At 74.3% G+C, this 24,271-nt stretch carries 21 protein-coding genes; 8 read left to right on the top strand and 13 right to left on the bottom strand.

The window, feature by feature from the left end; genetic code table 11:
- Positions 1-30 precede the first annotated feature (30 nt).
- Genes MWU57_RS16950 through MWU57_RS16940 form a run of 3 tightly spaced genes read right to left on the bottom strand, consistent with a single transcriptional unit; the run spans position 31 to position 2,500 of the window.
- Positions 31-528 (bottom strand): hypothetical protein, encoded by a 498-nt coding sequence (locus tag MWU57_RS16950; RefSeq protein ID WP_246910824.1) that lies wholly within the window; start codon positions 526-528, stop codon positions 31-33.
- Positions 529-554: 26 nt separating this feature from the next.
- The gene (locus MWU57_RS16945; protein WP_246910826.1) at positions 555-1,850 is read right to left on the bottom strand and encodes a hypothetical protein; all 1,296 of its coding nucleotides are present in this window, start codon (positions 1,848-1,850) and stop codon (positions 555-557) included.
- Positions 1,850-2,500 (bottom strand): hypothetical protein, encoded by a 651-nt coding sequence (locus MWU57_RS16940; protein WP_246910821.1) that lies wholly within the window; start codon positions 2,498-2,500, stop codon positions 1,850-1,852. Before MWU57_RS16940 ends, MWU57_RS16945 begins: the two co-directional genes overlap by 1 nt.
- A 199-nt stretch (positions 2,501-2,699) precedes the next feature.
- Here MWU57_RS16940 and MWU57_RS16935 point away from each other — a divergent pair, with 199 nt between their 5' ends.
- Positions 2,700-2,909: a helix-turn-helix domain-containing protein gene (locus MWU57_RS16935; protein WP_106268969.1), complete on the top strand. Its 210-nt coding sequence runs from the start codon at positions 2,700-2,702 to the stop codon at positions 2,907-2,909.
- Between the two features lie 15 nt (positions 2,910-2,924).
- Here MWU57_RS16935 and MWU57_RS16930 read toward each other — a convergent pair whose 3' ends face one another.
- Positions 2,925-3,476: a hypothetical protein gene (locus MWU57_RS16930; protein ID WP_246910818.1), complete on the bottom strand. Its 552-nt coding sequence runs from the start codon at positions 3,474-3,476 to the stop codon at positions 2,925-2,927.
- A 155-nt stretch (positions 3,477-3,631) separates the two neighbouring features.
- On the opposite strand from MWU57_RS16930, the gene MWU57_RS16925 reads away from it, so the two are divergent.
- Together MWU57_RS16925 and MWU57_RS16920 are read left to right on the top strand one after the other, a co-directional pair.
- Complete coding sequence (locus MWU57_RS16925) at positions 3,632-4,441, top strand: LysM peptidoglycan-binding domain-containing protein (protein ID WP_246910815.1); 810 nt, start codon at positions 3,632-3,634, stop codon at positions 4,439-4,441.
- Between the two features lie 54 nt (positions 4,442-4,495).
- Positions 4,496-5,044 carry an Rv3235 family protein gene (locus tag MWU57_RS16920; protein WP_219885664.1) on the top strand — a complete coding sequence of 183 codons (549 nt, stop codon included), beginning with the start codon at positions 4,496-4,498 and terminating at the stop codon, positions 5,042-5,044.
- 43 nt (positions 5,045-5,087) lie between these two features.
- On the opposite strand, the gene secA is transcribed toward MWU57_RS16920, so the two are convergent.
- From secA to mtrA, 9 genes are all read right to left on the bottom strand, one after another.
- The gene (gene secA / locus MWU57_RS16915; RefSeq protein ID WP_106268975.1) at positions 5,088-8,042 is read right to left on the bottom strand and encodes a preprotein translocase subunit SecA; all 2,955 of its coding nucleotides are present in this window, start codon (positions 8,040-8,042) and stop codon (positions 5,088-5,090) included.
- A 162-nt stretch (positions 8,043-8,204) separates the two neighbouring features.
- On the bottom strand, positions 8,205-9,788 hold the full coding sequence (locus MWU57_RS16910; protein ID WP_106268976.1) for a cation:proton antiporter family protein: 1,584 nt from the start codon (positions 9,786-9,788) through the stop codon (positions 8,205-8,207).
- A 6-nt stretch (positions 9,789-9,794) separates the two neighbouring features.
- On the bottom strand, positions 9,795-11,291 hold the full coding sequence (locus MWU57_RS16905) for a potassium/proton antiporter (RefSeq protein ID WP_246910812.1): 1,497 nt from the start codon (positions 11,289-11,291) through the stop codon (positions 9,795-9,797).
- A gap of 61 nt (positions 11,292-11,352) precedes the next feature.
- Positions 11,353-12,633: a winged helix-turn-helix domain-containing protein gene (locus tag MWU57_RS16900; RefSeq protein ID WP_246910809.1), complete on the bottom strand. Its 1,281-nt coding sequence runs from the start codon at positions 12,631-12,633 to the stop codon at positions 11,353-11,355.
- Between the two features lie 39 nt (positions 12,634-12,672).
- Complete coding sequence (hpf, locus tag MWU57_RS16895) at positions 12,673-13,332, bottom strand: ribosome hibernation-promoting factor, HPF/YfiA family (RefSeq protein ID WP_106268982.1); 660 nt, start codon at positions 13,330-13,332, stop codon at positions 12,673-12,675.
- Positions 13,333-13,511: 179 nt separating this feature from the next.
- Positions 13,512-14,279: a ComF family protein gene (locus tag MWU57_RS16890; RefSeq protein ID WP_246910807.1), complete on the bottom strand. Its 768-nt coding sequence runs from the start codon at positions 14,277-14,279 to the stop codon at positions 13,512-13,514.
- Between the two features lie 90 nt (positions 14,280-14,369).
- Positions 14,370-16,100, bottom strand: coding sequence for an LpqB family beta-propeller domain-containing protein (locus MWU57_RS16885; RefSeq protein WP_246910805.1), 1,731 nt, complete (start codon positions 16,098-16,100; stop codon positions 14,370-14,372).
- Positions 16,097-17,722, bottom strand: a complete 1,626-nt coding sequence (mtrB, locus tag MWU57_RS16880; RefSeq protein WP_106269079.1) for an MtrAB system histidine kinase MtrB — start codon at positions 17,720-17,722, stop codon at positions 16,097-16,099. Before mtrB ends, MWU57_RS16885 begins: the two co-directional genes overlap by 4 nt.
- 64 nt (positions 17,723-17,786) lie before the next feature.
- Complete coding sequence (gene mtrA, locus MWU57_RS16875) at positions 17,787-18,467, bottom strand: MtrAB system response regulator MtrA (RefSeq protein WP_106268986.1); 681 nt, start codon at positions 18,465-18,467, stop codon at positions 17,787-17,789.
- 118 nt (positions 18,468-18,585) lie between these two features.
- Here mtrA and MWU57_RS16870 point away from each other — a divergent pair, with 118 nt between their 5' ends.
- The 5 genes from MWU57_RS16870 to MWU57_RS16850 are packed head-to-tail and all read left to right on the top strand — an operon-like array spanning position 18,586 to position 24,181.
- Positions 18,586-19,806, top strand: coding sequence for a glycerophosphoryl diester phosphodiesterase membrane domain-containing protein (locus tag MWU57_RS16870; RefSeq protein ID WP_246910803.1), 1,221 nt, complete (start codon positions 18,586-18,588; stop codon positions 19,804-19,806).
- A 5-nt stretch (positions 19,807-19,811) separates the two neighbouring features.
- The gene (locus MWU57_RS16865; protein WP_246910801.1) at positions 19,812-20,486 is read left to right on the top strand and encodes a DUF4129 domain-containing protein; all 675 of its coding nucleotides are present in this window, start codon (positions 19,812-19,814) and stop codon (positions 20,484-20,486) included.
- Positions 20,483-21,700, top strand: a complete 1,218-nt coding sequence (locus tag MWU57_RS16860) for a DUF4350 domain-containing protein (protein ID WP_246910799.1) — start codon at positions 20,483-20,485, stop codon at positions 21,698-21,700. Before MWU57_RS16865 ends, MWU57_RS16860 begins: the two co-directional genes overlap by 4 nt.
- On the top strand, positions 21,697-22,806 hold the full coding sequence (locus tag MWU57_RS16855; protein WP_246910797.1) for a MoxR family ATPase: 1,110 nt from the start codon (positions 21,697-21,699) through the stop codon (positions 22,804-22,806). The genes MWU57_RS16860 and MWU57_RS16855 overlap by 4 nt, the downstream gene beginning before the upstream one ends.
- A 1-nt stretch (position 22,807) precedes the next feature.
- Positions 22,808-24,181, top strand: coding sequence for a DUF58 domain-containing protein (locus MWU57_RS16850; RefSeq protein WP_246910795.1), 1,374 nt, complete (start codon positions 22,808-22,810; stop codon positions 24,179-24,181).
- Positions 24,182-24,271 lie beyond the last annotated feature (90 nt).

Here is a 24,271-nt window from a genome sequence, read left to right as displayed (position 1 = left end):
GAAATCGCGCCCACAACGCTCGAGGGAGGTTCAGGGGCGCGGCACCTGGTGCGCCTCGGTGGGGTGGTACCAGAGCAGGTCGCGCTGGTCGACCTGCTCCGTCGCCGCCACCAGGGCCTCGTCGTCGCCCACGTCGATCGCGTCGAGCACCGCGCGGACGTCCGCGGCGGCCTCCGGCTCGTCGACGTGGACCGCCTCCACCTGCGTGCCGGGCACCGCCCCGACGTCGACGCCGGACGGCGGCACGTCGCCCGCGGCGTCGGTGACGGCGTGCTCGGGGACCTCCACGGTGACGACCACGCGCAACGGCACGGCGTCGCTGCTGCCGGCCACCAGCATGAGCGAGGCGTCCGCCGCCGCGAGGAAGGCCGCATACTCCCGGGCCTCGTCGTCCTCGTCGGGCAGCGCGGACACCAGGGCTCCGGTCACGGCGTGCGCACCCCGCGGCGGGACGTCCCACCACCCCGCGCGCGCCGTCACGCTGATGGCGTCGAGGTCGGCGACGGTCGCAGGCACGTAGAGGCGCATGCCCTCAGTGTGCCCGGCGCGCGGCCTCAGGCCGGCACGGGCGCGCCGACCCGGTCCCGCACCAGCACCGCGAGCTCGGCGAACGCCCGCCGGGCGGCCGACGACGGCGCGTGCTCGGCGAGCGTGCGCCCGGCGAGCAGCGCCGCGTCGAGAGCGTCGCCGTCGTCCGGCACCGGGTGCGGCTCGACGCCGGCATACCGCACGAGCGCCTCGCTGACCGCACGCACCGGGTCCGGCCCGACGGCGGAGGACCGCACACGGTTGGCGACGACGACGCGCGTCGCCGGGACCGGCACCGGTGCCTCGGCGAGCTCCTCGAGGCCTCGCACCAGGCGCTGGATCCCGATCGGGTCGGCAGCCCCGACGATCACCACGACGTCGGCGGCCTGCAGCGCGGCGAGCGTCGCGCCGTTGCGCTGCGGGGCATGGGTGTCGTACATGAGCAGCTCGTCGGCCTCTACCAGCGGTCCGCAGTCCACCACCGTCCAGTCCGCGAGGGACCGCGCCCCCTCGAGGACCACCTCGAGGGCGCTGGCGGGCAGCTCGGGCCAGCGGGCCGCGCGAGTGATACCCGTCAGGACCCGGAGGCGGCCCGCCACCACCGGCGCGTGGCGGGCCAGCGCGGCGAGGTCGAGGGTGCCGTGCCCCGCCGCCCGGGCCACGGCGGCCAGTCCGGGTGCGTCGTCGAGCAGACCGAGGCGCGAGGCGATGCACGAGCCGTAGGTGTCCGCGTCGACGAGGAGAGCGGACCCGTCCTGCCGGTCCGGCGTCTCCTGGCGGCGTCGGCGACGCCCGGCCCGGTGCCCGCCGAGGCCCGCCAGCTCGGCGGCGAGCTCGACCGCCGTCGTCGTGCGCCCCGGAGCGCCCACCGGCCCCCAGACGGCGACGACGGTACCCGGCCGGGCCGGTGCCGCGGGAGCACCGCCGGACAGGGCGGAGAGGTCCAGCTCGTGGGTGGCGAGGGGATCCTCGACCCGCGCGGTGTCGCGCACCGCGTCGAGGAGCCGAGGGTCGGCGGCGCCCTCCAGCACCGCCTCGACGCCGAGCGCTCGGAGCCGATCCACCGGTCCGTCGTCGGCGATGGCGACGACGCGGGTCCCGGCGCCGTGCAGGCGGCCGACGGCCTCCCGGTCGAGGCCCGGCAGGTCGGCCGACACGACGGCGACGGTGCCGGCGCCGGCGGCGGCCGCCGCGAGGAGCTCGGCGAGGTCGCCGCAGCGACGCGTCACGCTGGTGCCGGCCCCGGGCGCGCCGAGCGCGAGCACGACGTCCGTCTCGCCCGGTCCGCTCACGGCGCACAGGACCGTGACCTCGGCGGGCATCACGCGCCGGCCACCGGGACGACGGTCACCGAGCCGTCGGCCGCGAGGGCGGACAGCACCGCCGGCAGGTCGTCCGTGCCGACGAGGACGTGCAAGGTGCCGTGGTCGCTCACCACCAGCCCTCCCTCGGAGGCGTCCACCTGCTCGACGACCACACCGGTCACGATCGGCTCGGGCTCGGCCGCGGCCTCGGTGGCTCCCTGCTGGGCGGCGGGGACGAACCACAGGTCCACGACGGCGCCCTCGTGGATGCGCTCGGAGAGTCCTGCCCCGACGGGTACCGCGACGGACCGGACGGTGACCGCGGCCGCGTCGCCGACGGCGGTGGTGGCGACCAGCTCGCCCTCGGGAACGACCCGCAGGGCGACCTGGTCCGTGGGGACCGGGGCGTCAGCACGCAGGTAGCGGTCCGCCTCGACACCGAGGTTGACGTCGACCACGCGCAGCTGCGACGCGTCGACCGCCTCACCGGGCGTCAGCGTGCCGGCGGCGACGTAGACCGGGGCCGTCCGGTCGGCGTCGGAGACGACCCACGACCCCAGCGCCACGGCGACGGCGACCAGGACGATGCCGATGACGAGCCGAGGGTCCCGCCACGTCGGTCGACGCAGCCGTGGTGCTGCCGGGGACGGGGTTGCTTCGTTGCTCACGGTGGTCCTTCGGAGTCGGCCGGACGCGTCGATGCGTCCGGTGAGGGCGGTCGGTCCGTCGGGCGGGACGCACGCTAGCGAGCCAGGACGGGTGCCGGTGGTGCGATCCATCATCCGGGACGGGACGTCGTCGCGACAGCTTCCGGCATCACCTGTGGACAACACCCACGAACGACGACCCCTGTGGGAGGATCGACGCATGGCCAGCCGCTTCCTCTCCCTCGCCGAGGTGCAGGAGACGCTCAGCATCTCCGCCGCCCAGGCGTACTCGCTCGTCCGCAGCGGCGAGCTGCCTGCCATCCAGGTGGGCCCGAAGAAGGTCTGGCGGGTCGAGACCGCGAAGCTCGAGGAGTACATCGCGCAGCAGTACGACCGCACCCGCGCGCGGATCGACGCCGGCGACCTCTGAGCGGTCGCGCGCCGCTCAGGTCTCGCTGACCCGGACCAGGGCGGTGAACGGTACGACCCGCACGCTCGGGCGGGCCGCGTCGAGCTCCTCGAGGTCGAGGTGGTCGGCACCCACCCGCGCGATCCGACCGAGGACGACGTGCGCCGTCGTCCGGACCTGCACACGCGCCCGGTCGCGCTGCAGCCCGCGCAGCGCCGTGCCGAGGCCCAGCCGGTCCGTCCGGGCGGCCGACGGGACGGCGTGCCGTCCGAGACCGGTGATACCCACGACGGCCGACAACGGCACGACGTGCTGGCGGTGACCGCCGCGCGGGGACCGTGCGTCGATCTGGACCCACTCGGTCGCGACCCGTTCGAGCCGACCCTCCAGGGCCTCGCCGTCGCGCAGGTCGAGCCGCAGCGGCCGGCCACGGGCCGCGCGCAACCTGTCGACGAGCGGCACGGAGGCCTGCTCGGCGCGTGTCAGCTCGGCGACGGCGCCCTCGCGCTCGGCCGCCTCCTCGGCGACGAGCTGCGCCTCGAGGTCGGCGAAGAGCAGCGTCCAGCGCGACGTGTCCGAGCCCCTCATCAGCGCCTCCCTCCGACGTCCGGTACCCGACGAGCCGCGGCCCAGGATGCCCTGCCCTGGACAGGAGAGCCACACTACGCTTCAATATCGACCATCACACGGCATCAACTGATATCAACAAGCATGATCAGGGCAGATCAGACGGAGGTCGGCAGATGGCACGCACGTCGAGGGATTCGGGAGCGGCCCGCAGCACGGCAGCGCTCCTCACCCTGCTCGCCGCCTCCGGCGGAGCCCTGCTCCTGCTCGCGCTGCGCCTGTCCGCCGTCGCCCCGACCGACCCGGACGCCGTGCGATCGGCCCGGGTCGAGACCTGGGTCGAGCTGCTGGTCCTGACGGGCGGACTCGCCGGTGCCGGCTGGATGCTGCTGGGCACGACCGCGGCGCTCGCCGGCGTCGCGGCCGTCCGGCGGGGTCGTTCCACCCGCACCGCCGAGACGGTCGTCGGCCGGTGGGCGCCGGCGATCGTGCGCCGGCTCGCGCGAGGCGCCGTCGGTGCCGGGTTGGGTGCAGGCCTCCTCCTGGCGCCCGGCGCCGCTCACGCGGACGAGGCACCCACCCCGGCGGCCACGCCGGCCGCTGTGCTGGAGCTCGGCTGGGAGGCCACCGGGGACAGCACCGACGCCGTCTCGGCATCCGCCGAGGTGCTTCCGGGGCAGGCCACGGCCGCAGAACCCGCCCTGCCGCAGGAGCCCGGCAAGGACCCCGAGGGCGCCGGACCCGTGGACGAGCCGTCGCCCGCGGTCGGCAACGCGCAGCGGACGTCGCACCAGGACGACGGTGCGGACGAGGTCGTGGTGGTCCGCGGCGACACCCTGTGGGCGATCGCCGCTCGTGGGCTGCCCGACGACGCCCCGCCCGCCGACGTCCTGCGCGCCGTCACCTCCTGGCACGACGCGAACCGCGACGTCATCGGCGACGACCCCGACGTCGTCCTGCCGGGACAGGTGCTGCGCGCACCCTGACCCCTCACCCGCTCACGACGGCCTGCCCGGCCCCCTGCCCCGAACGGAGTGCCCATGACCACGACAGCATCCGAGAACCCCGAGCCGACGACGACCTCCGGGCGCCGCCTGCGCGTCACGAGCCCGCCACGGGATCGCCGCCGCCCGGCGGCCCCTCCGAGCGCGCCCCGCCGTCCGGAGTCCCCCCGCCGCCTGCGTCTCGGTGCCGTCCCGTCCGATCCCGTGCCGGTCCCGGGGAGGCCGCTGGCACCCGGACCGGGCACGCCGTCGAGGCTGCCGGACCCGACGGCGATGTGCGGGTCGGTGGTGCGTGCCGCCGTCGAGGTCCTGCGGGGCGAACGACCTGCCGCGCACCTCGCTCGCTGGGTGACCCCGCAGGTGCTGGACCAGCTGGTCCAGCGCGCCCGGCTCGTCCAGGCGCAGCGCCGCGAGCCGCGCACCGCGGTCCCGGTGTCGGTCCGACGGATCCGCACGGTGCGCCTCGGTGACGGCACGGCCGAGGCGACCGTCGTCCTGGAGGACGACGGTCGCGTCCGGGCAGCGGCCGTCCGGCTCGAGGCGCGGCGCGGCGTCTGGCGCGTGGCCGTCCTCGAGCTCGGCTGAGCACGGCTCGCTGCGACCCGGTGCGGCTAGCGCCGCGGGCAGATCACTCGTTCACGCCGTGGCACATCTTGTACTTCTTGCCCGAACCGCAGGGGCACTGCGCGTTGCGAGGCGTCCCCGGGAACGTGCGACCGTCGGCGTTGGCCGCCGACGCCTCGCCGTGCAGGGCGCGCCGCGCCGCGCGGGAGTCGCCGCCCGACGTGGTCGAACCGTCCTCGCTGGGCGCGGAGTACTGCAGGTTCTGCGGCCGCTTCGGGGTGTCCAGCCCCTTGGCGACCAGGACCGGCTCGTCGGCACCGCCGAACGACGCCGGTACCTCCGGCGCCTCCGGCTCCGGCGCGGCCTGGACGCTCGGGGCCTCCTCGGCGGCGTCGGCACCGACGACGGTCGCTCCGCCGGCACCGATGGCCTGGGCGGCGGGCGTACCGGCCGTCGCGGCGGCCGCGCTGACGGAGATCGTCGGCTCGTCACCCGAGGCCACGGACTCGTCGCCGGGCTGCTTGACCTGGACGTCGAGGTTGAAGAGGTAGCCGACCGACTCCTCCTTGATCGCCTCGGTCATGGCCTGGAACAGCTGGTAGCCCTCGCGCTGGTACTCGATGAGGGGGTCGCGCTGAGCCATGGCACGCAGGCCGATGCCCTCCTTGAGGTAGTCCATCTCGTAGAGGTGCTCGCGCCACTTGCGGTCCAGGACGGACAGCACGACGCGGCGCTCGAGCTGGCGCATCGCCGGCGACCCCAGCGTCTCCTCGCGGGCGGCGTACGCCACCCGGGCGTCGGAGAGCAGCTCCTCGAGGAGCATCTCGCGGGTGAGGCGGTCACGGCCACCCGCCTCTGCCACGACGTCGTCCACCGTGATGGAGACGGGGAACACCGAGCGGAGGGCGGTCCAGAGGGCGTCGAGATCCCAGCCCTCGGCGTTGCCGTCGTCGGCGGCACCGTCCACGTAGGCCGAGACGACGTCCGAGACGAAGTGCTGCACCTGCTCGTGCAGGTCCTCCCCCTCGAGGACGCGGTGACGCTCGTCGTAGATGACGGTGCGCTGGCGCGAGAGGACGTCGTCGTACTTCAGGACGTTCTTGCGGATCTCGAAGTTCCGGGACTCGACCTGCGACTGGGCGCTCTGGATGCCACGGGTGACCATCTTGGACTCGAGGGGCATGTCGTCCGGGAACCCGGCGCGGCCCATCATCGACTCGGCGAGACCCGAGTTGAACAGGCGCATCAGGTCGTCCTGCATCGACAGGTAGAACCGCGACTCCCCCGGGTCGCCCTGGCGACCGGATCGACCGCGCAGCTGGTTGTCGATACGGCGCGACTCGTGCCGCTCGGTGCCGAGCACGTAGAGCCCGCCGAGGTCGACGACCTCCTCGTGCTCGGCGGCGACGGACTCGGTCGCCTTGGCCAGCACCTCGGGCCAGGCCGCCTCGTAGGCCTCCGGGTCCTCGGTGGAGTCGAAGCCGCGTGCCGCCATCTCGGCGACCGCCGTGAACTCGGCGTTGCCGCCGAGCATGATGTCGGTACCACGGCCGGCCATGTTGGTCGCGACCGTGACGGCGCCCTTGCGCCCCGCCTGCGCGACGATCGAGGCCTCCCGCTCGTGCTCCTTGGCGTTGAGGACGTCGTGCGGGACCCCGGCCTTCTTCAGCAGCTTCGACAGCAGCTCGGACTTCTCGACGCTCGTGGTACCGACGAGGACCGGCTGCCCCTTCGCGTGCCGCTCGACGATGTCGGCCACCACGGCGTTGAACTTGCCGTCCTCGTTCTTGTACACGAGGTCGGGCTGGTCGATACGGACCATCGGCTTGTTCGTCGGGATGGGCACGACGCCGAGCTCGTAGGTGCCCTGGAACTCGGCGGCCTCGGTCTCGGCCGTACCGGTCATGCCGGCGATCTTGTCGTACAGCCGGAAGTAGTTCTGCAGCGTGATCGTGGCGAGGGTCTGGTTCTCCGCCTTGATCTGCACGCCTTCCTTGGCCTCGATGGCCTGGTGCATGCCCTCGTTGTAGCGACGGCCCGCGAGGATACGGCCGGTGTGCTCGTCGACGATCATGACCTCGCCGTTGAGCACGACGTAGTCCTTGTCGCGCTTGAAGAGCTCCTTCGCCTTGATGGCGTTGTTGAGGAACCCGATGAGCGGCGTGTTGAGCGACTCGTACAGGTTGTCGATGCCGAGGTAGTCCTCGATCTTCTCGATGCCGGGCTCGAGGACGCCGACGGTGCGCTTCTTCTCGTCGACCTCGTAGTCCTTCTCGACCTGGAGGCGCTTGACGACCTTGGCGAACTCGACGTACCAGCGGTTGGCGTCGCCGGAGGAGGGGCCCGAGATGATGAGCGGCGTCCGCGCCTCGTCGATGAGGATCGAGTCGACCTCGTCGACGATCGCGAAGTGGTGGCCGCGCTGGACCAGGTCGTCGGGCGACCAGGCCATGTTGTCGCGCAGGTAGTCGAACCCGAACTCGTTGTTCGTGCCGTAGGTGATGTCGGCCGCGTACTGCTCACGGCGCTCGGCCGGGTTCTGGCCGGAGACGATGACTCCCGTCGTCATCCCGAGGAACCGGTACACGCGGCCCATCAGCTCACCCTGGTACCGGGCGAGGAAGTCGTTCGTCGTGACGACGTGCACGCCCTTGCCGGTCAGCGCGTTGAGGTAGGCCGCCGTCGTGGCGACCAGCGTCTTGCCCTCACCGGTCTTCATCTCGGCGATGTTGCCGAGGTGCAGGGCTGCGCCGCCCATGAGCTGCACGTCGAAGTGTCGCTGGCCGAGCGTCCGCCGGGATGCCTCGCGAACCGTCGCGAACGCCTCGGGCAGCAGGTCGTCGAGGGTGGCGCCGTGCTCGAGCCGTTCCTTGAACCGGGCCGTCTCCTCCTGCAGCTCGGTGTCGCTGAGCTCGGTGAAGCTCGGCTCGAGCCGGTTCACCTGCTCGGCGAGTCCGGTCAGCTTCTTGAGGATCCGGCCCTCGCCCAGGCGGAGGATCTTCTCGAGGATCGCAGGCACGCAGTTCTCCCGTGTCGGTGGTGCCCGGGAAGCCTCCCGAGCCCGTTCGGTGGCGGCAACCGGGCCGGACGACGGCGCCGTCGTCCCGGTCGCACCGCCTGCCATCCTATTCCCCCGGACCGCGGCACGGGGCCAGGTTCGCGGCCGACGAAACTCGGGGCCTCAGCCGTCGGCGGCCAGCACCTCGGCCGCACGGTCGGCCAGCTCGGCCCCGGCGGCCCCGTAGAGGTGGAACACCGCGTCGGCACCGTGACGGCGCAGCTCCGCGGCGTCGTCGTCGTACCGGGCGATCGCGGCGACCAGACCGTCGAAGCCCGACTCCTGCAGGCGGGACAGCGCGATGAGGTTCGCGTTGTGGAACGGCATCGCCAGCACGGCCAGCCGGACGTGGCCGGCGCGTTTCACCCGCGCCCAGAACTCGAGGTCCGTGGCGTCGGCCCGGACCACCTCGAACCCCTGCTGCTGCAGGGCTGCCACCCGCTGGTCGTCGTGCTCGACGCCGACCACGTCCAGGCCGTGCTCGTCGCGCAGCCGGGCGCACGCCGTCATGCCGACACGGCCGAGCCCGAGCACCAGGGCGTCCGCGTGGCCGATGTCGACCACCCGGTCGTCCGGGTGCAGCGACGACGGCGGCTTCGCCGGCAGGTAGCGGGTGAGGGCCGACGCGATCTCCACGCCGCGCCGGTTGACCACCGAGGCGAGCACGAAGCTCATGGCCACGGCCAGCGAGATGACGATCAGCCAGTCCGGGTCCAGCATCCCGGCATCGGCGCCGACCGCGGCGACGATGATGCCGAACTCCGAGAAGTTGCCGAGCACCAGACCGGTGAGGATCGCTGTGCGCCGGCGCAGGCGCAGCGTCCACAGCAGCAGGGCGAAGCCCGCGGCCTGGACCGGCAGCAGGACCAGCAGCCCCGCGGCCATCAGGACGTGCTCGGGGGTGGGCGTGCCGTGCAGCCCGATCTCGAGGAAGAACGCCACGAGCATGAGGTCCTTGAACGACATCAGCGAGCGCGACATCTCCCCCGCGCCCGGGTGCGAGGCGAGCAGCACGCCCATCACCAGCGCGCCGAGCCCCCCGGAGAGGCCGAGGTGCTCGAAGAGGAAGTAGCCCGGCCCGAGCGCGAGCGTCACACCGAACATCGCCTGGAGCTCGCCGTGCCCGACGCGGTCCCAGACGAGGTGCAGGAGCCTGCGCCCGGGGACCAGGAGCAGCAGGAGCAGCGCCCAGGGGCTCGGGGGCTCTCCGGTGGCGATGACGAGGAAGGCCACCGCGGCGACGTCCTGCATGACCAGGATGCCCACGGCGATCCGCCCGTACAGGCTGGTCGCGTCCGACCTGTCCTCCAGCACCTTGATGACGAAGACCGTCGAGGAGAACGACAGCGCGAACCCGACCAGCGCGAGCGTCAGCAGCCCCTCACCGCCGAGGAGCGCCGCGCCGGCGACAGCCAGCAGGCCGAGGAACCCGATGCCGACCAGCGTGCTGAGGAGCATGTGCGAGACGGTGGTCAGCCAGATCTCGGGCCGCGTGAACGACCGCACGTCGAGCTTGAGCCCGATGGTGAACAGCAGCAGCGACACACCGATCTCGGCGATCGTCGCGATGCCGGGCAGCTCCGGCGCTCCGGTGGCCCCGAGCGTGAAGCCCACGGCGAGGAACCCGACCAGCGGAGGAAGCTTGACGAGCCGGGCGACCAGCCCGCCCACGAAGGCGGCGCCCAGGTACAGCGCGAGGACGTCCATCGGCGCTCACTCCCTCTCAGGCCGGGTCGATGACGGCTCCGCGACCGTTTCGCCGCGCGCCCACGCCGTGACCTGCCGGGCGGCGTCCGGCCTGCGCGGGACGACCAGCACGAGCACGTCGCCCGGCGCGAGCTCGACCTGCGCCTCGGCGTCCAGGGTCTCCTGACCCCGCACGACGGCGGTGATCCGGCCGCACGGGGGTGCCACGTCAGCGACGGCTCGTCCCGCCAGCGCGAGATCGGGACGCACCGGGACCTCGAAGATCTCGGTGGCGGTCCCGACGAGCGGCCTGCCCGACGTGACGGGGTCGAGGTCCTGGGGCGCGGCGGTGATGCCGAGCACGCGCGCGACGCTGCGGATGCTGATCCCCTGGACGGCCGCCGACGTCAGCACCACGAAGAACACCACGTTGAAGATGAGCGCACCCTCGGGGTAGCCGGCCACCGCGGGGAACGTCGCGAGCACGATGGGGACGGCACCGCGCAGCCCGACCCATGACACGAAGACGATCTCGCGCCAGGTGTAGCCGAACCACACCAGGCACAGCCCGACGGCGAGGGGCCGGGCGACCAGCACGAGCACGACCGTGACGAGCAGCGCCGGACCGGCCACCGGCGGCAGCTGGGAGGGGAAGACCAGCATCCCGAGCATGAGGAACAGCCCGACCTCCGCCGTGCTGGACAAGCCGTCGTGGAAGGTCCGGATCTCGCGCCGGTGCTGGGTCACCCGGGCTCCGACGAGAAGGCCTGCGAGGTAGACGGCGAGGAACCCCGAGCCGCCGACCACCGCGGCGGCACCGTAGGCCAGGCCGGCGACGCCGAGGGCGAGCACGGGGTACACGCCCGTCGGGCCCAGCGTCGCGCGGGACAGCAGCCAGCTCCCCCCGAGGCCGACGACGACACCCGCCACGATGCCGCCGAGCACCTGCGCGAGCCCGAAGGCGACCCAGTCCGACGGCTGCGGCGAGCCGGTGAAGGTGGCCACGAGACCCACGGTGAGCATGATCGCCACCGGGTCGTTGGCCCCGGACTCGACCTCGAGCAGCGCGGAGAGCCGGCGCGGCAGGGGCGCCCGGCGCAGCACGGCGAAGACGGCGGCCGCGTCGGTGGAGGACACGACGGCCCCGATGAGCATGGCGGTCAGCGGGTCCAGGCCGAGCAGCCACCACCCCGCGAGCGCCACGACGGACGCCGTGACGACGACACCCGCGGAGGCCAGGAGCAGCGCCGGAGCAGCAGCCCGGCGGACGTCGCCGGGCTTGGTGGTCAGGCCACCCTCGAAGAGGATCAGCAGCAGGCCCACCGTGCCGAGGGTCTGCGCCAGCTCGACGTCGGAGAGCTGGACGAGGGCGAGGCCGTCGTCGGCGATGAGCATCCCCAGTGCGAGGAACAGCAGGAGGCCCGGGATCCGGACCTTCCCGGCGAACCCGGCCGCCAGGATGGCTGCGACCAGCAGCACACCTCCGGCGAGGATCCAGGTGTCCGCGGGAAGGCCTGCTGTCATCCGAACTCCTCCACGCGCGCCGACCGGGCTCGCAGTCTACCGGCGGCCGGGGCGCGGCCCGTCAGCCGCCGGCCGCCGTGACGACGGCAGGACGCCCCTCGGCGAGCTGACCGTCGGCCTGCGCGGACAGGTCGGCGGCCAGGTCGGCGGCCAGGTCACCGGTCGGCACGACCGCCACCTCGGCCAGCCCGAGCCAGTCCGCGAGGAGCCGGAGCTCGGCCGCCAGCGCCGCCGGCGTCACGCCGTCGGCGTGCGGGGTCCGGTGGGCGGCCGTCACCCGCAGCACGCCGGCCGGCCGGTCCGCCTTGAGGTCGACCATCGCCGTGATCTGCTCACCCTGCAGGAACGGCAGGACGTAGTAGCCGAGCCGGCGCCGGTGGGCGGGCACGTAGATCTCGATGCGGTAGAACACGTCGAACAGGGCCTCGAGCCGGCGGCGTTCCCACACGAGCGGGTCGAACGGGCTGAGCAGTGCCGAGCCCGTGGCCCGGCGCGGTAGCACGGCATCGCGGTGCCGGTACGTCGGTTCCCCCCAGCCGTCGACGTCCACGGGCACGAGGGTGCCGTCGTCGACGAGGTCCGCGAGCGCTCGCTGCGCCCGGGGGCCGCGCAGCCTGAAGTAGTCACGGAAGCAGCGGGCGGTGCCGACGCCGTGCGCCCGGGCCCCCAGCTCCAGCAGCCGCCGGATCGCGTCGTCGTCGGAGATGCCCGGCGCGTGGCGCAGCGCCGGCGGGAGCACCCGCTCCGGGAGGTCGTAGCAGCGCTCGAACGCGCTGTTGCGCCGGGCCGACATGACCTCGCCGGTGAAGAACAGGTACTCGAGGCAGCGCTTCGCCGTCGTCCAGTTCCAGCCCCACTCGAGGCGCGAGCGCGGCGCCGTCCGGCCGGCGCGCTCCAGCTCGTCGTGGATCCGGCTCCCGGTCACCGGCCCGAGCTCGGTGACGAGCGAGCGCACCAGCTCCAGCTCGTGCGGGTGCGCCTGCGGCACGGCGGCGATCGAGCCCCACGCCTCGCGCTGGTACGCCCGGCGTCGCCACTCGAGCAGCGGGTAGGTCGAGGTGGGCACGTAGGACGCGACGTGCGCCCACGTCTCGACCAGCCGGCGCGGCGCCCGGCCGGCGGCCCGCTCGAGCAGGCCCGTGTCGTAGGGGCCGAGCCGCGAGTACAGCGGGACCAGGTGAGCGCGAGCCAGCACGTTGACCGAGTCGATCTGCAGCAGGTTCAGGCGGTCGACGGCACCGGTGAGGCGCCGCATGGTGACCGGCCCGTCGGGTCGCCCGCGGTCCAGGCTCTGCGCCCGCAGCGCGACCCGACGGGCTTCGGTGATCGACATCGACTCCATGCCGACATCCTGCCGCCCGCCACCCACACGGGGCGGGGATCAGGTCAGCGAGGTCACCGGGGCCGCCCCGCTGCACGTCGCGTCGAGCTCGATGACGCCGTACGTCCAGCCGCGGCGCCGGTACACGGCGGCCGGGCGCGCCGACTCCTTGTCGATGAACAGGAAGAAGTCGTGGCCGACGAGCTCCATGTGCTCGACGGCCTCGTCGGCGGTCATCGGCTCACCGCGGTGGAGCTTCTGGCGGATCACCACGGGAGAGTCGCCGAGCTGGTACTCGACGGCGTCGCCCGGCGTGGACAGCGAGGCGGGCTCGGGCTCCGGCTCGGGCTGAGCGGCCAGGACCTCGTCGTAGGGGCGCACGTCCACCGGCGGGGACACGCCCGGTCCGCGACGGCGGTGGTCCTTGCGCCTGTCCCGGGACCGGCGGAGCCGCTCGCTGAGCTTGTCGATCGCGAGGTCGAGCGCGGCGAAGCGGTCGTCCGCGGCCGCCTCCGCCCGGATCACGGGCCCCTTGTCCCGCACCGTCAGCTCCACCCGTTCGCTCTGGTCGGCGAGTCGTGGGTTCTTCTCGTGCGTGACCTCGACGTCCACGCGGCGCGCGTTCGGCGCGAGCTGCGAGACCTTGGCGAGCTTGTCCTCCACGTGGTCACGGAACCGGTCCGTGACGTCCGTGTGCCTGCCGACGACGGCGATCTCCATCGTGTTGCTCCACTTCGTCGTGGCCGCCCTCGCTGCATCCCTCGGGGCGGCCCTCGTGTGCTTCTGGGCACCGCGGTCGGTGCCGGTTCTGCACCACCTCCCGGTGGCCGGAACGTGTCCGGCCCGCTCGTGGGATGCGGCGAACGCTCCGCTGCCACGGGCCGCTCGCCGTCGGGTTCTCAGGCTAACCCCAACGTGTCCGCCGGGTGAACCTCTGGCGACCACGTGTCGTGGGGAGATTCGGTGACAGCGTCCGGCGGCGGTGTCGCCGCCAGCACGAAGGCCCCCAGGGCGGTGCTGCCGGACGAGGCCAGCGCCCGCTCGGAGGCGGCGAGGGTCGCCCCCGTGGTCAGGACGTCGTCGACCAGGACGCAGGACGACGACCGCCGGGCGTGCCGACGTGCCCGGACCGACGCGTCGAGGTTGCGTCCCCGGGCGCGCGCTCCGAGGCCCACCTGGTCGCGGCTCGTCCGGCGACGGCGCAGCGCGGGGGCGACGACGGCACGCACGCCACCGGTGCGCAGCCCGGCCGCCACGGCACCGGCCAGCACGCCGACCGGCTCCCGCCCCCGGCGCAGCCGGGCACCGGGCGCCGACGGGGCCGGGACGACCAGCACGGCGGCGCTGCCGACCACGGCCCGCAGGGAGGGTGCCACCACCGCCGCCGCCCGGTGCAGCGCGGGAGCGAGCAGCGCGTCGAGGTCGGCGCGTTCCCGGTCCTTCCAGGCCACGACGACGTCGCGCACCGGCCCTGCGTAGTCGCCCACCGCCCACACCGGCAGCGGCGGGACGCCGTCCATGCGGTCGAGGCGTGGCGCGCCGTCCTCGACACGACGTAGCGGCCCGCCGACGACCGCTGCCGCGCACGCGGGGCAGCACCGGACGTCGACAGCGGCGCAGCCCGGGCAGGACACGGGCACCACGAGGCGAGCGAGTCGGGTGAGCACCGCACCAGGGTGCGCCGGCGCCAGACGTCGGTCCCCCGGCGGGTCCGGCATCGGTGGACGGCGGCGCGTGTGGACGGCCACCGGCCGGCGTCATCCGGGGTAGGCGACCGCCACGACGTCCTCGGAGACGACCGGCCACAGGGCCGCGCTCTGCCGCACGTGCAGCGTCCCGTCCGCGTCGAGCACGAGCGTGGGGCTCGCCCCGACACCAGCGGCCACCGCCGTGGGGACGGCCGTCGTCGCCAGCGGGCGCGTCAGTCCGTCGTTCGACGAGGCGAGCCCGCCGACCCCCGCGACGAAGAGGCCCCGGGCGCCGTCCGGGTCCCGGCCCAGGAGCGTCAGGGTCGACTCCTCCGACCACTCGACGGCCTCCACGGAGTCCACCGGACCCCCGACCCGCACCGGCGTCGACAGCCCGGTGGGCACCTCGTCGGCATCCCGCTCGATCGCCGCCACCCATACCTCGGGACCGTCGGGCGAGTCGGTCACGAGGGCGATGCGAGCGCCCTCGGGCGCCACCCGCAGCGACCGCACCGGCAGATCGGCCAACCACTCCGGCTCCACCGGCACCACGCCACCGGCGGGGAGGACGACGCGCAGCTCTCCGCCCACCGCCGTCCAGACCGCGTCGAAGCGGTCGATCGACGGTGGCGCGACACGCCGCCCGACGAGCAGCTCGGACCGACCGTCCTCGCCGAGCCGGACCAGGCGTCCGGCGCCGTCCCGCACCACGACCGTGGCGTCGTCGGTGCCCACGGCGACGGCTGTCACGTCGAGGCCCGCCAGGTCCGGTGGCACGGCGGGGTCCGTCAGCTCGCGCCCGACGACCCGGCGCAGCACCTGGCCCTCCTCGGACCCGGCACCCAGGACGGCGACCGCGTCGCCCACCGTGACCGGCCGCGACGGTTCCGCCGCCGACGTCGCGGCCAGCGGCGAGGTCCCTGCCGAGAGCACCACGGTGCGGCCGTCGCCCTCGCGCAGCGTCGCCTCGAGCTGGGCCACGAGCAGCGCCCGGTCCTCCGGCGGTGCCGAGCTGATGGCCGACGTGAGGCTCACGTCGATCGTGCCGTTCTCGGCGACGGTCACCGCGTCGATCGCGAGGGTGGCGCCGTCCGGCACCACGGAGACCGCCGACTGCGCGAGCCGCTCGGGCGGCCCGTCGAGGATGGCCTGGGTCGCCGCGGTCCGCCAGGACTGCCCGGGGAACCAGCGCACGTCGGGGACCCACCACTCGCGGTCCGGCGTCGGGTAGTACAGCGGGGTCCGGTGGAACGCGTTGCCGAGGAAGTCCGCCAGGACGAGCAGACCGTCCTCGAGGCCACTGATGCGCCACTGCCCGTCCGTCCCGCGCGCCAGGTCGAACGTCACGTCGACGACGCTGGGCTCGGCCAGCTCGGTGTAGACGCCGGACTCGTCGAGGGAGGCGACGACGGTCGCCTCGCCCTGCACCGACGTGACGGCGGTGGAGTCGTCGAACTCCCCGACGGTCCAGCGCGGGTACTCCGACAGCACGAGGACCTGGGTGTACTCGTCCCAGGCGGACCACGCCACCGGGGTGGTGTACTCCCGCGCGATGTCGAACGTCGCGGCCGACGCGGGCCCGAACTGGGCCGCGCTGACGAAACCCTGGACGATCTGCTCGGGACCTGCGTCCGTGGCCGGCCCCTGCACGTCGAAGCCCAGGTCGCTGACGCTGTCGACCTCGGCCGAGCTCTCCATGACGCCGCCCGAGGTGGGGATGCTCGCGCACGCACCGGCCGACGCGACCAGCACGGCGACGCACAGGGTCTGCACGAGGTGTCGGCGGGTACCGCGGCTCATCGGTGGTCCTCCTCGGGCGGCAGGTCGGGTATCGCGGTCGGGGTGGGACCCGTCGGCGGGTTCACGACGGGCACCTGGCCCGTCGGCACGTGCTGCCCGCCGGAGCGTGACGGACCCTCGACGGGCAGCGGCGGACGCTCGACCTCGATGCCCGCGCGCCGCGGCAGCGTCAACCGGAAGGAAGCCCCGTGACCGGGCCGGCCCCAGGCGTCGAGACGGCCCCCGTGCAGCCGCGCGTCCTCCTGCGAGATCGCCAGACCCAGCCCGGTGCCGCCCGTCGTGCGGGCGCGCGCCGGGTCGGCCCGCCAGAACCGGTCGAAGACGCGGTTGAGCTGTTCCGGGGTCAGGCCGACGCCGTGGTCGCGCACGACGACGGCGACGGCCCGTGCGTCCTGGCCGACCGTGATCTCCACGGGCTTGCCCTCGGCGTGCTCGATCGCGTTGACCACGAGGTTGCGCAGGATCCGTTCGACCCGGCGCGGGTCGATGTCCGCCGTCGTGCGCTCGTCGGGCATGTCCACGGAGAGGAACACGGACTTGCGCTCGGCGAGCGGTGCGCACGTGTCCACGACGGCGGTCACGACGCCGCGCAGGTCCTGCTGCTCGACGTCGAGCACGGCCGCACCCGCGTCGAACCGGCTGATCTCGAGCAGGTCGGTGAGGAGCTCCTCGAACCGGTCGAGCTGGGTCTGCAGCAGCTCCGCGGACCGCCGCGCGGACGGCTCCAGGTCGTCCCGGGCGGAGTGGATGACCTCGCCCGCCATGCGGATGGTCGTCAGCGGCGTGCGCAGCTCGTGCGAGACGTCGGAGACGAACCGTCGTTGCGCCGCGGACAGCTCCTCCATCCGGGCGATCTGCTCCTCGAGGTTGTCGGCCATCTCGTTGAACGTCCGTGCGAGCGTCGCCAGCTCGTCCTGGCCGCGGGAGCCCGGGACGCGGACGTCGAGGTGCCCCTCGCCCAGCCGGGCCGCCGCGGTGGCGGCCCGGCGCACGGGCGCCACCGTCTGTCGCGTGACGGTCCACGTGAGCAGCCCGATCATCGCCAGGATCGCCACCGCGCCGAGCGCCAGGGTCCGTTGGACGAACCGCAGCGTCTCCTGCTCGGAGGCGAGCGAGTAGAGCGAGTAGAGCTCGAAGATGCCGGCCGACGGCAGGTCGACGGTCGCCCCGACCACGACACCGGGCTCCTCGGCGCCCGACTCGGTGAAGTCGACCGGGATCGGCACCGACTGCAGCACCTGGTCCTCCGTGGCGAGCGTCGCGGCGCGCAGCTCGGGGGTGACCACGTCCCCGACGGCCAGGCCCTGGCGGGACGACGAGTCGACGAGGGGCAGCTGCTGCCCGGGCGCCTGCCGCAGGAAGTACTCCTGCGCGCTCGAACCGCCGGCGCTCAGCGAGAGGATCACGTCCCGCAGCAGGGCCTGCTGCTCACCGGTCTGGGTCGCGGCCGTCGCGGCGAGCCGGGTGCGGACGTCCTGGGTGACGGCGGCGTTCTCCCGCTCGATCTGGTCCAGCCGCTGGTCGAAGAGCCCGTCACGGACGGAGAACGACAGGTAGAGGCCGAGCACGGCGACGGCCAGCACGCCGAGCGCGACGGCTGACGTGACCACGCGCACCTGCATCGAGGAGCGCCAGCGGTGCACGAGCGACCGGGCACCTCGGACGAGTGCGTTGGTCGCGCGCGCTTCAGCGGGCGGCACCGGCCTTGTAGCCCACCCCGCGCACGGTCTGGACGACCTCGGGGTTCTCCGGGTCCGTCTCGATCTTGGAGCGCAGCCGCTGCACGTGGACGTTCACCAGGCGCGTGTCGGCGCTGTGCCGGTAGCCCCACACCTTCTCGAGGAGCACCTCGCGGGTGAAGACCTGCCAGGGCTTGCGCGCCAGCTCGACGAGCAGGTCGAACTCGAGCGGGGTGAGGCTGATCCGCTCGCCGTCACGGGTGACCGTGTGCCCCGTCACGTCGATCTCGATGTCGCCGATCTTGAGGCGCTCCGGACCGGGTTCGTCGGACCGGCGCAGCCGGGCGCGGACGCGGGCGACGAGCTCCTTGGGCTTGAACGGCTTGGTGACGTAGTCGTCCGCACCGGACTCCAGCCCGAGCACCACGTCGACGGTGTCGGTCTTCGCGGTGAGCATGATGATGGGGATGCCGGACTCGGCACGGATCTCGCGAGCGATCTCGATACCGTCCTTGCCCGGCAGCATGAGGTCGAGCAGGACGAGGTCGGGCTGGGTCGATCGGAACATGCCGATGGCAGCATCGCCGTCCGAGCAGAAGCTCAGATCGAGCCCTTCGGACTCCAGGACGATGCCGATCATCTCGGCGAGGGCAGTGTCGTCGTCGACCACCAGGACGCGGGACTTCATGCGCACAGTCTGCCAGGGTCCACAGCGATCCGTCCGGGGCGCGCCCCGGGAGCAGGGAACGCTATAAGGTCGTGGCGGTCACGTACCCGTCCCGCCAGCCGTGCCAGGAGGCAGCAGCATGAGCACGCCCGACCAGCCGACGCCGCCCTCCGGGTGGGGCGAGGCACCCCGGCCGCCCGCCTACGGGCAGTACGGGCCGGGGCAGTACGGGTCCGGACGGTACGGCCCCGGTCAGCCCGCGCCCGACGGCGGCGCCTCCGCGCAGGGGACGCCCCGGCCCGGTCCGGCGCCCTCCGACCCGTACGGCCCGTCCGCGACCAAGCCCGGCGTGGTCCCGCTGCGCCCGCTGTCGCTCGGCGAGATCTTCGACGGGGCGTTCAGCTCGGTGCGGCACAACCCGGCGGTCATGCTGGGCCTGGTGGCCGTGGTGGTCGCCGCCGCCACGCTGCTCGCCGCACTGCTCGCGCAGTTCGCCGTCCCCGCACTGACCGGCCTCTTCAGCGAGGCCGCCAGCGTGGACGCCGAGCTCGAGTACCTCACCGCCGACGCCGGCTGGCTCGCGCAGCTCATGGCGGTCTCGGGTGCCCTGTCGCTCACCCTGCTCATCGCCCAGCCGATCACGGAGGGCTTCATCACCGCCTCGGTGAGCCAGTCGGTCATCGGCCGCAAGCTGTCGGTGGGCGAGGTCTGGGCGAAGGTCCGCCCCCGGCTCGCCGTCCTCATCGGCTGGATGCTGCTGCGGACCGTCGGTCTGGGGGTCGGGCTCGCCGGTGTGTTCGTCGGGGCGGTCCTGCTCGTGAGCGCCGTCGCCGTCGCGACCGACTCGGTGGGACTGTCCGTGCTCGTCGGTCTGCTGTGCCTGGTCGCGATCGTCGTCCTGGCCGCCTGGGTGTGGGTCCGCCTCATGCTGGTCGCACCGGCCCTCGTCCTCGAGGGCAGCGGCCTGGGTCGCACGATCGCCCGGGCCTGGCGTCTCACCCGGGGCGCCTACTGGCGGGTCTTCGGCACCGTGCTGCTCGCCAGCATCATCGCGAGCGTGGCCGGCCAGGTCGTCGCGTACCCGCTCAGCCTGCTGGGCCTGCTCGTCGACGGCAGCGACTTCGGCTGGGGCCTCATCCTCAGCTCGGTCGTCGCGTCGGTGGTCGCCAGCATGGTCTACCTCGTGTTCGTCTCCGCCGTCGTGGCCCTCGTCTACACCGACGTGCGGATGCGCCGCGAGGGACTCGACGTCCAGCTCGCCGCGGCCGCCGAGCGGACCACGCAGCAGACCTCCGACGGGCACGGCTCGCCCGCCGGCAGCCCCGGTACGCCGCCGCCCGGGGGCAGCCCGCAGTGGTGACCGCGGTGGCAGCAAGGAAGTGGGCACAGCTGCACGGCGTCTCCGTCGAGGTGCCCGTCGTGCCGGACCGCGAGACGGCGCACGGCTGGCTCGTCGAGGAGCTCGCAAGGCCCGAGTACGCCCAGGACCCGTCGGTCCTGATGCGGCTGCTCACCTGGCTCGCCAGGATCTTCGACGAGATCGGCACCGTGGACGTCAGCCCGTGGCGGCTCGCCGTCATCGTGGCCGTGGTGCTCGTCGTCGTGGTCGCGATCGCCCTCTACGTCGCCGGCCCCGCGCGGCTGCGGCGCCACGCCGCGACGAGCTCCGCCGTCGTGCACGACGACGACACGCGGACCGCGGCACAGATGCGGGCCGCCGCCGACGCCGCCGCCGCCCGGGAGGACTGGCCGCTCGCCGTGATCGAACGCTTCCGCGCCGTCGTGCGCGGCCTGGAGGAGCGCGTGGTGCTCGACGAACGTCCTGGCCGGACCGCCCGCGAGGCCGCGCAGACCGCGGGCTCGCGGCTGCCCGGGCTCTCCACCGAGCTGCACGACGCCGCCGGCCGGTTCGACGGCGTCTGCTACGGCCACCTCCCCGCCGGGCCCGCGGACGACGCGGCCCTGCGCGCGCTCGACGACCAGGTGGCCGCCGCCCGCCCGACCGCACCGGCGCCCCCGGTCCGGGAGGGCGTGCAGTGAGCGCCCCCACCGCATCTCCCACCGCGACCTGGACCTCGGCCGCCGTCACCGGCGACGGGACGACGCTCGGCTCGCGCAGCCGACGCCGCTGGCGGACCGCGCGATGGCTCGTCGGCGGTGTCGGTGCGTTGCTCGTGGCGGTCCTCGCCCTCGCCCTGCTGCGCCCCGTCGGTTCCGTCGTCCCGTACGATCCGGGGAACACCCGCCCGAACGGTTCCCAGGCCCTCGCCCGCGTCCTCGAGCGCCAGGGCGTCCAGGTGCAGCACGTCACCCACGTGGCCGACGCCGTCGACGCGGCCGTCGCGGGCTCCACGCTCCTGGTCGTGCCGGCGCCCTACCTGCTCCCCGAGCAGGTCACGGCGCTCGCCGGCGTCGACGCCGACCTCGTGCTGGCCGGCGCCGACGACGGACTGCTGCGCGCGGCGACCGGGGACCAGGTCCGGAGGGCCTCCTGGGGCTCCCTGCCGACGTCGCCGGTGGACCCGGGGTGCGACCTGCCCGCCGCCGTCGCCGCCGGCCCCTCGCTGCTCGAGCCCGGGCTCGAGCCGACGTCCCCGACCGTGGCCACCTGCTGGTCGGGTCCCGACGGCTCGGCGGCGCTCGCCGCGACCGAGCGCGACGGCCGCCAGGTGGTCGCGGTCGACGACCCGGCGTTCCTGCGCAACGACGACGTGCTCACCGAGGGCAACGCCGCGCTGGCGCTCCACCTCCTCGGGAGCCACGACCGGCTGGTCTGGCTCGTGCCCGATCCCGCGGACTCGACCGTCCCCGGCGACCCGACCGCCGAGCCGGAGACCGGTGCCGTGCTGCCGGACTGGTTCGACGCCGCGCTGTGGTGGGCCGTCCTGGTCGCGCTGGTCACCGCCGTCTGGCGCAGCCGTCGGCTCGGTGGGCTCGTCACCGAGCGGCTGCCCGTCGTCGTGCCCTCCGCCGAGTCCACGCGCGGCCGCGCGCGGCTCTACCGGCGGGCGCGCTCCCGCGGGCACGCCGCGGCCGGCCTGCGGGCCGCGACGGCTCAGGCCGTCGCCCGGCGGCTCGGCCTGGCCCGCTCCGCCCACCCCGACACCCTGGTCGACGCCGTCGTGCGTGCCACCGGACGCGACCCGCGCGAGGTCGCCGACCTGATCTACGGACCCCCACCCGCCGACGACGCCGCGCTCAGCGAGCTCGCCCGCCGGCTCGACACCCTGGAGAGCGAGGTTCACCGACCGTGACCCACCCTGACGAGAACCAGCCGGCACCCGCCGCCACCGGCAGCCCGGAGGCTCCCGCCGGCCACGACTCGCCGGAGGCGCCCGCCACGCCGGCGCCCGGGCCCGCACCGGCCGCGGACCCGGCACCGTCCGCCGCGCCCGGGCCGCCGCAGCCGTCGCTCGAGCTGCGCCGCGCGCTCGCGGACGTCCGCACCGAGGTCGGCAAGGCCGTCGTGGGCCAGGACTCCGCCGTGACCAGCCTCCTCATCGCCCTGCTCTGCTCCGGGCACGTGCTGCTCGAGGGTGTGCCCGGGGTCGCCAAGACGTTGCTGGTCCGCTCGCTCGCCGCCTCGCTGGACCTGGACTTCAAGCGGGTGCAGTTCACGCCCGACCTCATGCCCGGCGACGTGACGGGCTCGCTGGTCTACGACGCCCGCACCGCCGAGTTCTCCTTCCGCCAGGGGCCGGTGTTCACCAACCTGCTGCTCGCCGACGAGATCAACCGCACCCCGCCGAAGACCCAGGCCTCGCTGCTGGAGTCGATGGAGGAGCGGCAGGTGTCCGTGGACGGCCAGCCCCGCCCGTTGCCGGAGCCGTTCGTCGTCATCGCCACGCAGAACCCCGTGGAGCACGAGGGCACCTATCCCCTGCCGGAGGCACAGCTCGACCGGTTCCTGCTCAAGGTGCTGCTTCCCCTGCCCGAACGGGACTCCGAGATCGAGGTCCTGGCTCGTCACGCGAGCGGGTTCGACCCGCGCGACCTGGGCGCGGCCGGTGTGCGCCCCGTCGCCGACCCCGGCGTGCTCGCCGCCGCCCGCGCGGAGGTCCGCCGGGTCGACGTCGCGCCGGAGGTGCTCGGCTACGCCGTCGACGTGTGCCGGGCGACCCGCCAGTCGCCGTCGCTGCAGCTCGGGGTCTCGCCGCGTGGCGCCACCGCGCTGCTGGCGACCGCCCGGGCGTGGGCCTGGCTGTCGGGACGCATGTACGTGACACCCGACGACGTCAAGGCCCTCGCGCACCCGACGCTGCGTCACCGCGTCCAGCTCCGTCCCGAGGCGGAGCTCGAGGGCGTCACGGCCGAGTCGGTGCTCGGCACCGTCCTGGCCGCCGTCCCGGTCCCGCGCTGAGATGGCGGTGTCCTGGCGCGCCGTCGTGCTGGCGGCGCTCGGCCTGGTGCCGGTCGCGATCTGGCCGGTGCCCGGGACGGTGCTGCTCTGGGCCGCCGTGGTCGCGGCCCTCTGCGCGCTCGACGTCGCGCTGGCCGCCTCCCCCCGGCAGGTGACCGTGCAGCGCACGGTGCCGTCGTCCGTGCGTCTCGGCACGCCGACGACGTCGCAGGTGGTGCTGACCAACGCCGGCCGCCGGCGGCTGCGCGCCCTCGTGCGCGACGCCTGGCCGCCGTCGCTGGTCACCGCACGGGACGACGACGGGGGCCTGCGCCCGCACACCGACCCTGCTGAGCCCGCCCGGACCGCGCAGCACACGGTGGACCTGCCCCCGGGCGAGTCGGCCCGGCTGCGGACACCGCTGCTGCCGACCCGCCGTGGGGAGCGCTCCGCCGGCGCCGTCACGATCCGGACCGTCGGACCGCTGCGGCTGGCAGGACGGCAGGCCTCGCTCGACGTGGGCGGACGGATCCGGGTGCTGCCCGAGTTCGCCTCCCGCCGGCACCTGCCGAGCCGTCTCGCACGGCTGCGGGAGATGGACGGCCGGGCGGCGGTCCAGGTACGGGGCGAGGGCACCGAGTTCGACTCGCTGCGCGAGTACGTGGTGGGCGACGACGTCCGCTCGATCGACTGGCGGGCGACGGCGCGCGGCGGCGACGTCGTCGTGCGGACCTGGCGCCCCGAGCGCGACCGGCGCGTCGTCGTCGTGCTCGACACGGGACGGACGTCCGCGGCGCGGATCAGCACCGCCGTCGACGGGTCCGTGAACACGGGCGGCACCCGGTTGGAGGCGAGCGTCGAGGCGGCGCTGCTGCTCGGGGCGCTGGCCGACCGGGCGGGCGACCGGTTCCAGGTGATCGCGTACGACCGTGTGCTCCGGGCGCGGGTGGCCGGCGCCTCCGGCCCGCGGCTGCTGCCTGCCATGGCGGACTCGCTGGCCGCCGTCGAGCCGGTGCTGCTGGAGACGGACTGGCCGGGCCTCGTGGCCCAGGTCCGCGCGCGCGTCTCCCAGCGCGCACTGGTGGTCCTGCTGACGTCGCTCGATCCCGCGGTGGTGGAGACGGGGCTCCTGCCCGTCGTCGACCAGCTCTCCGGGACGCACCAGGTGGTCGTCGCGGCGGTCGCCGACGCGGAGGTGGCGGCGATGCGCGCCGGCCGTGGGAGCGTCGAGGAGGTCTACGACGCGGCGGCTGCGGCACGCGGCCACCTCGAGCGCTCGGCCGTCGCGGCGGTGCTGCGCCAGCACGGCGCGGAGGTGGTCGAGGCGCTGCCCGACCAGCTCGCGCCGCGTCTCGCCGACACCTACCTGGCGCTCAAGGCCGCCGGCCGCCTCTGACCGAGACTCCCGGCCCGGACCCATCCCTCCGATCGTTGTGGGCGCGATTTCTGGCCCGATACGCCCGTTTCGGGCGCATATCGAGCCCAG

This window comes from Isoptericola sp. S6320L (assembly GCF_023015685.1).
In the GTDB taxonomy this organism is placed as follows: Bacteria; Actinomycetota; Actinomycetes; order Actinomycetales; family Cellulomonadaceae; genus Isoptericola; species Isoptericola halotolerans_A.
Note: the sequence above shows the minus strand (reverse complement) of the source record. Positions and strands in the feature narration are given on the sequence as shown.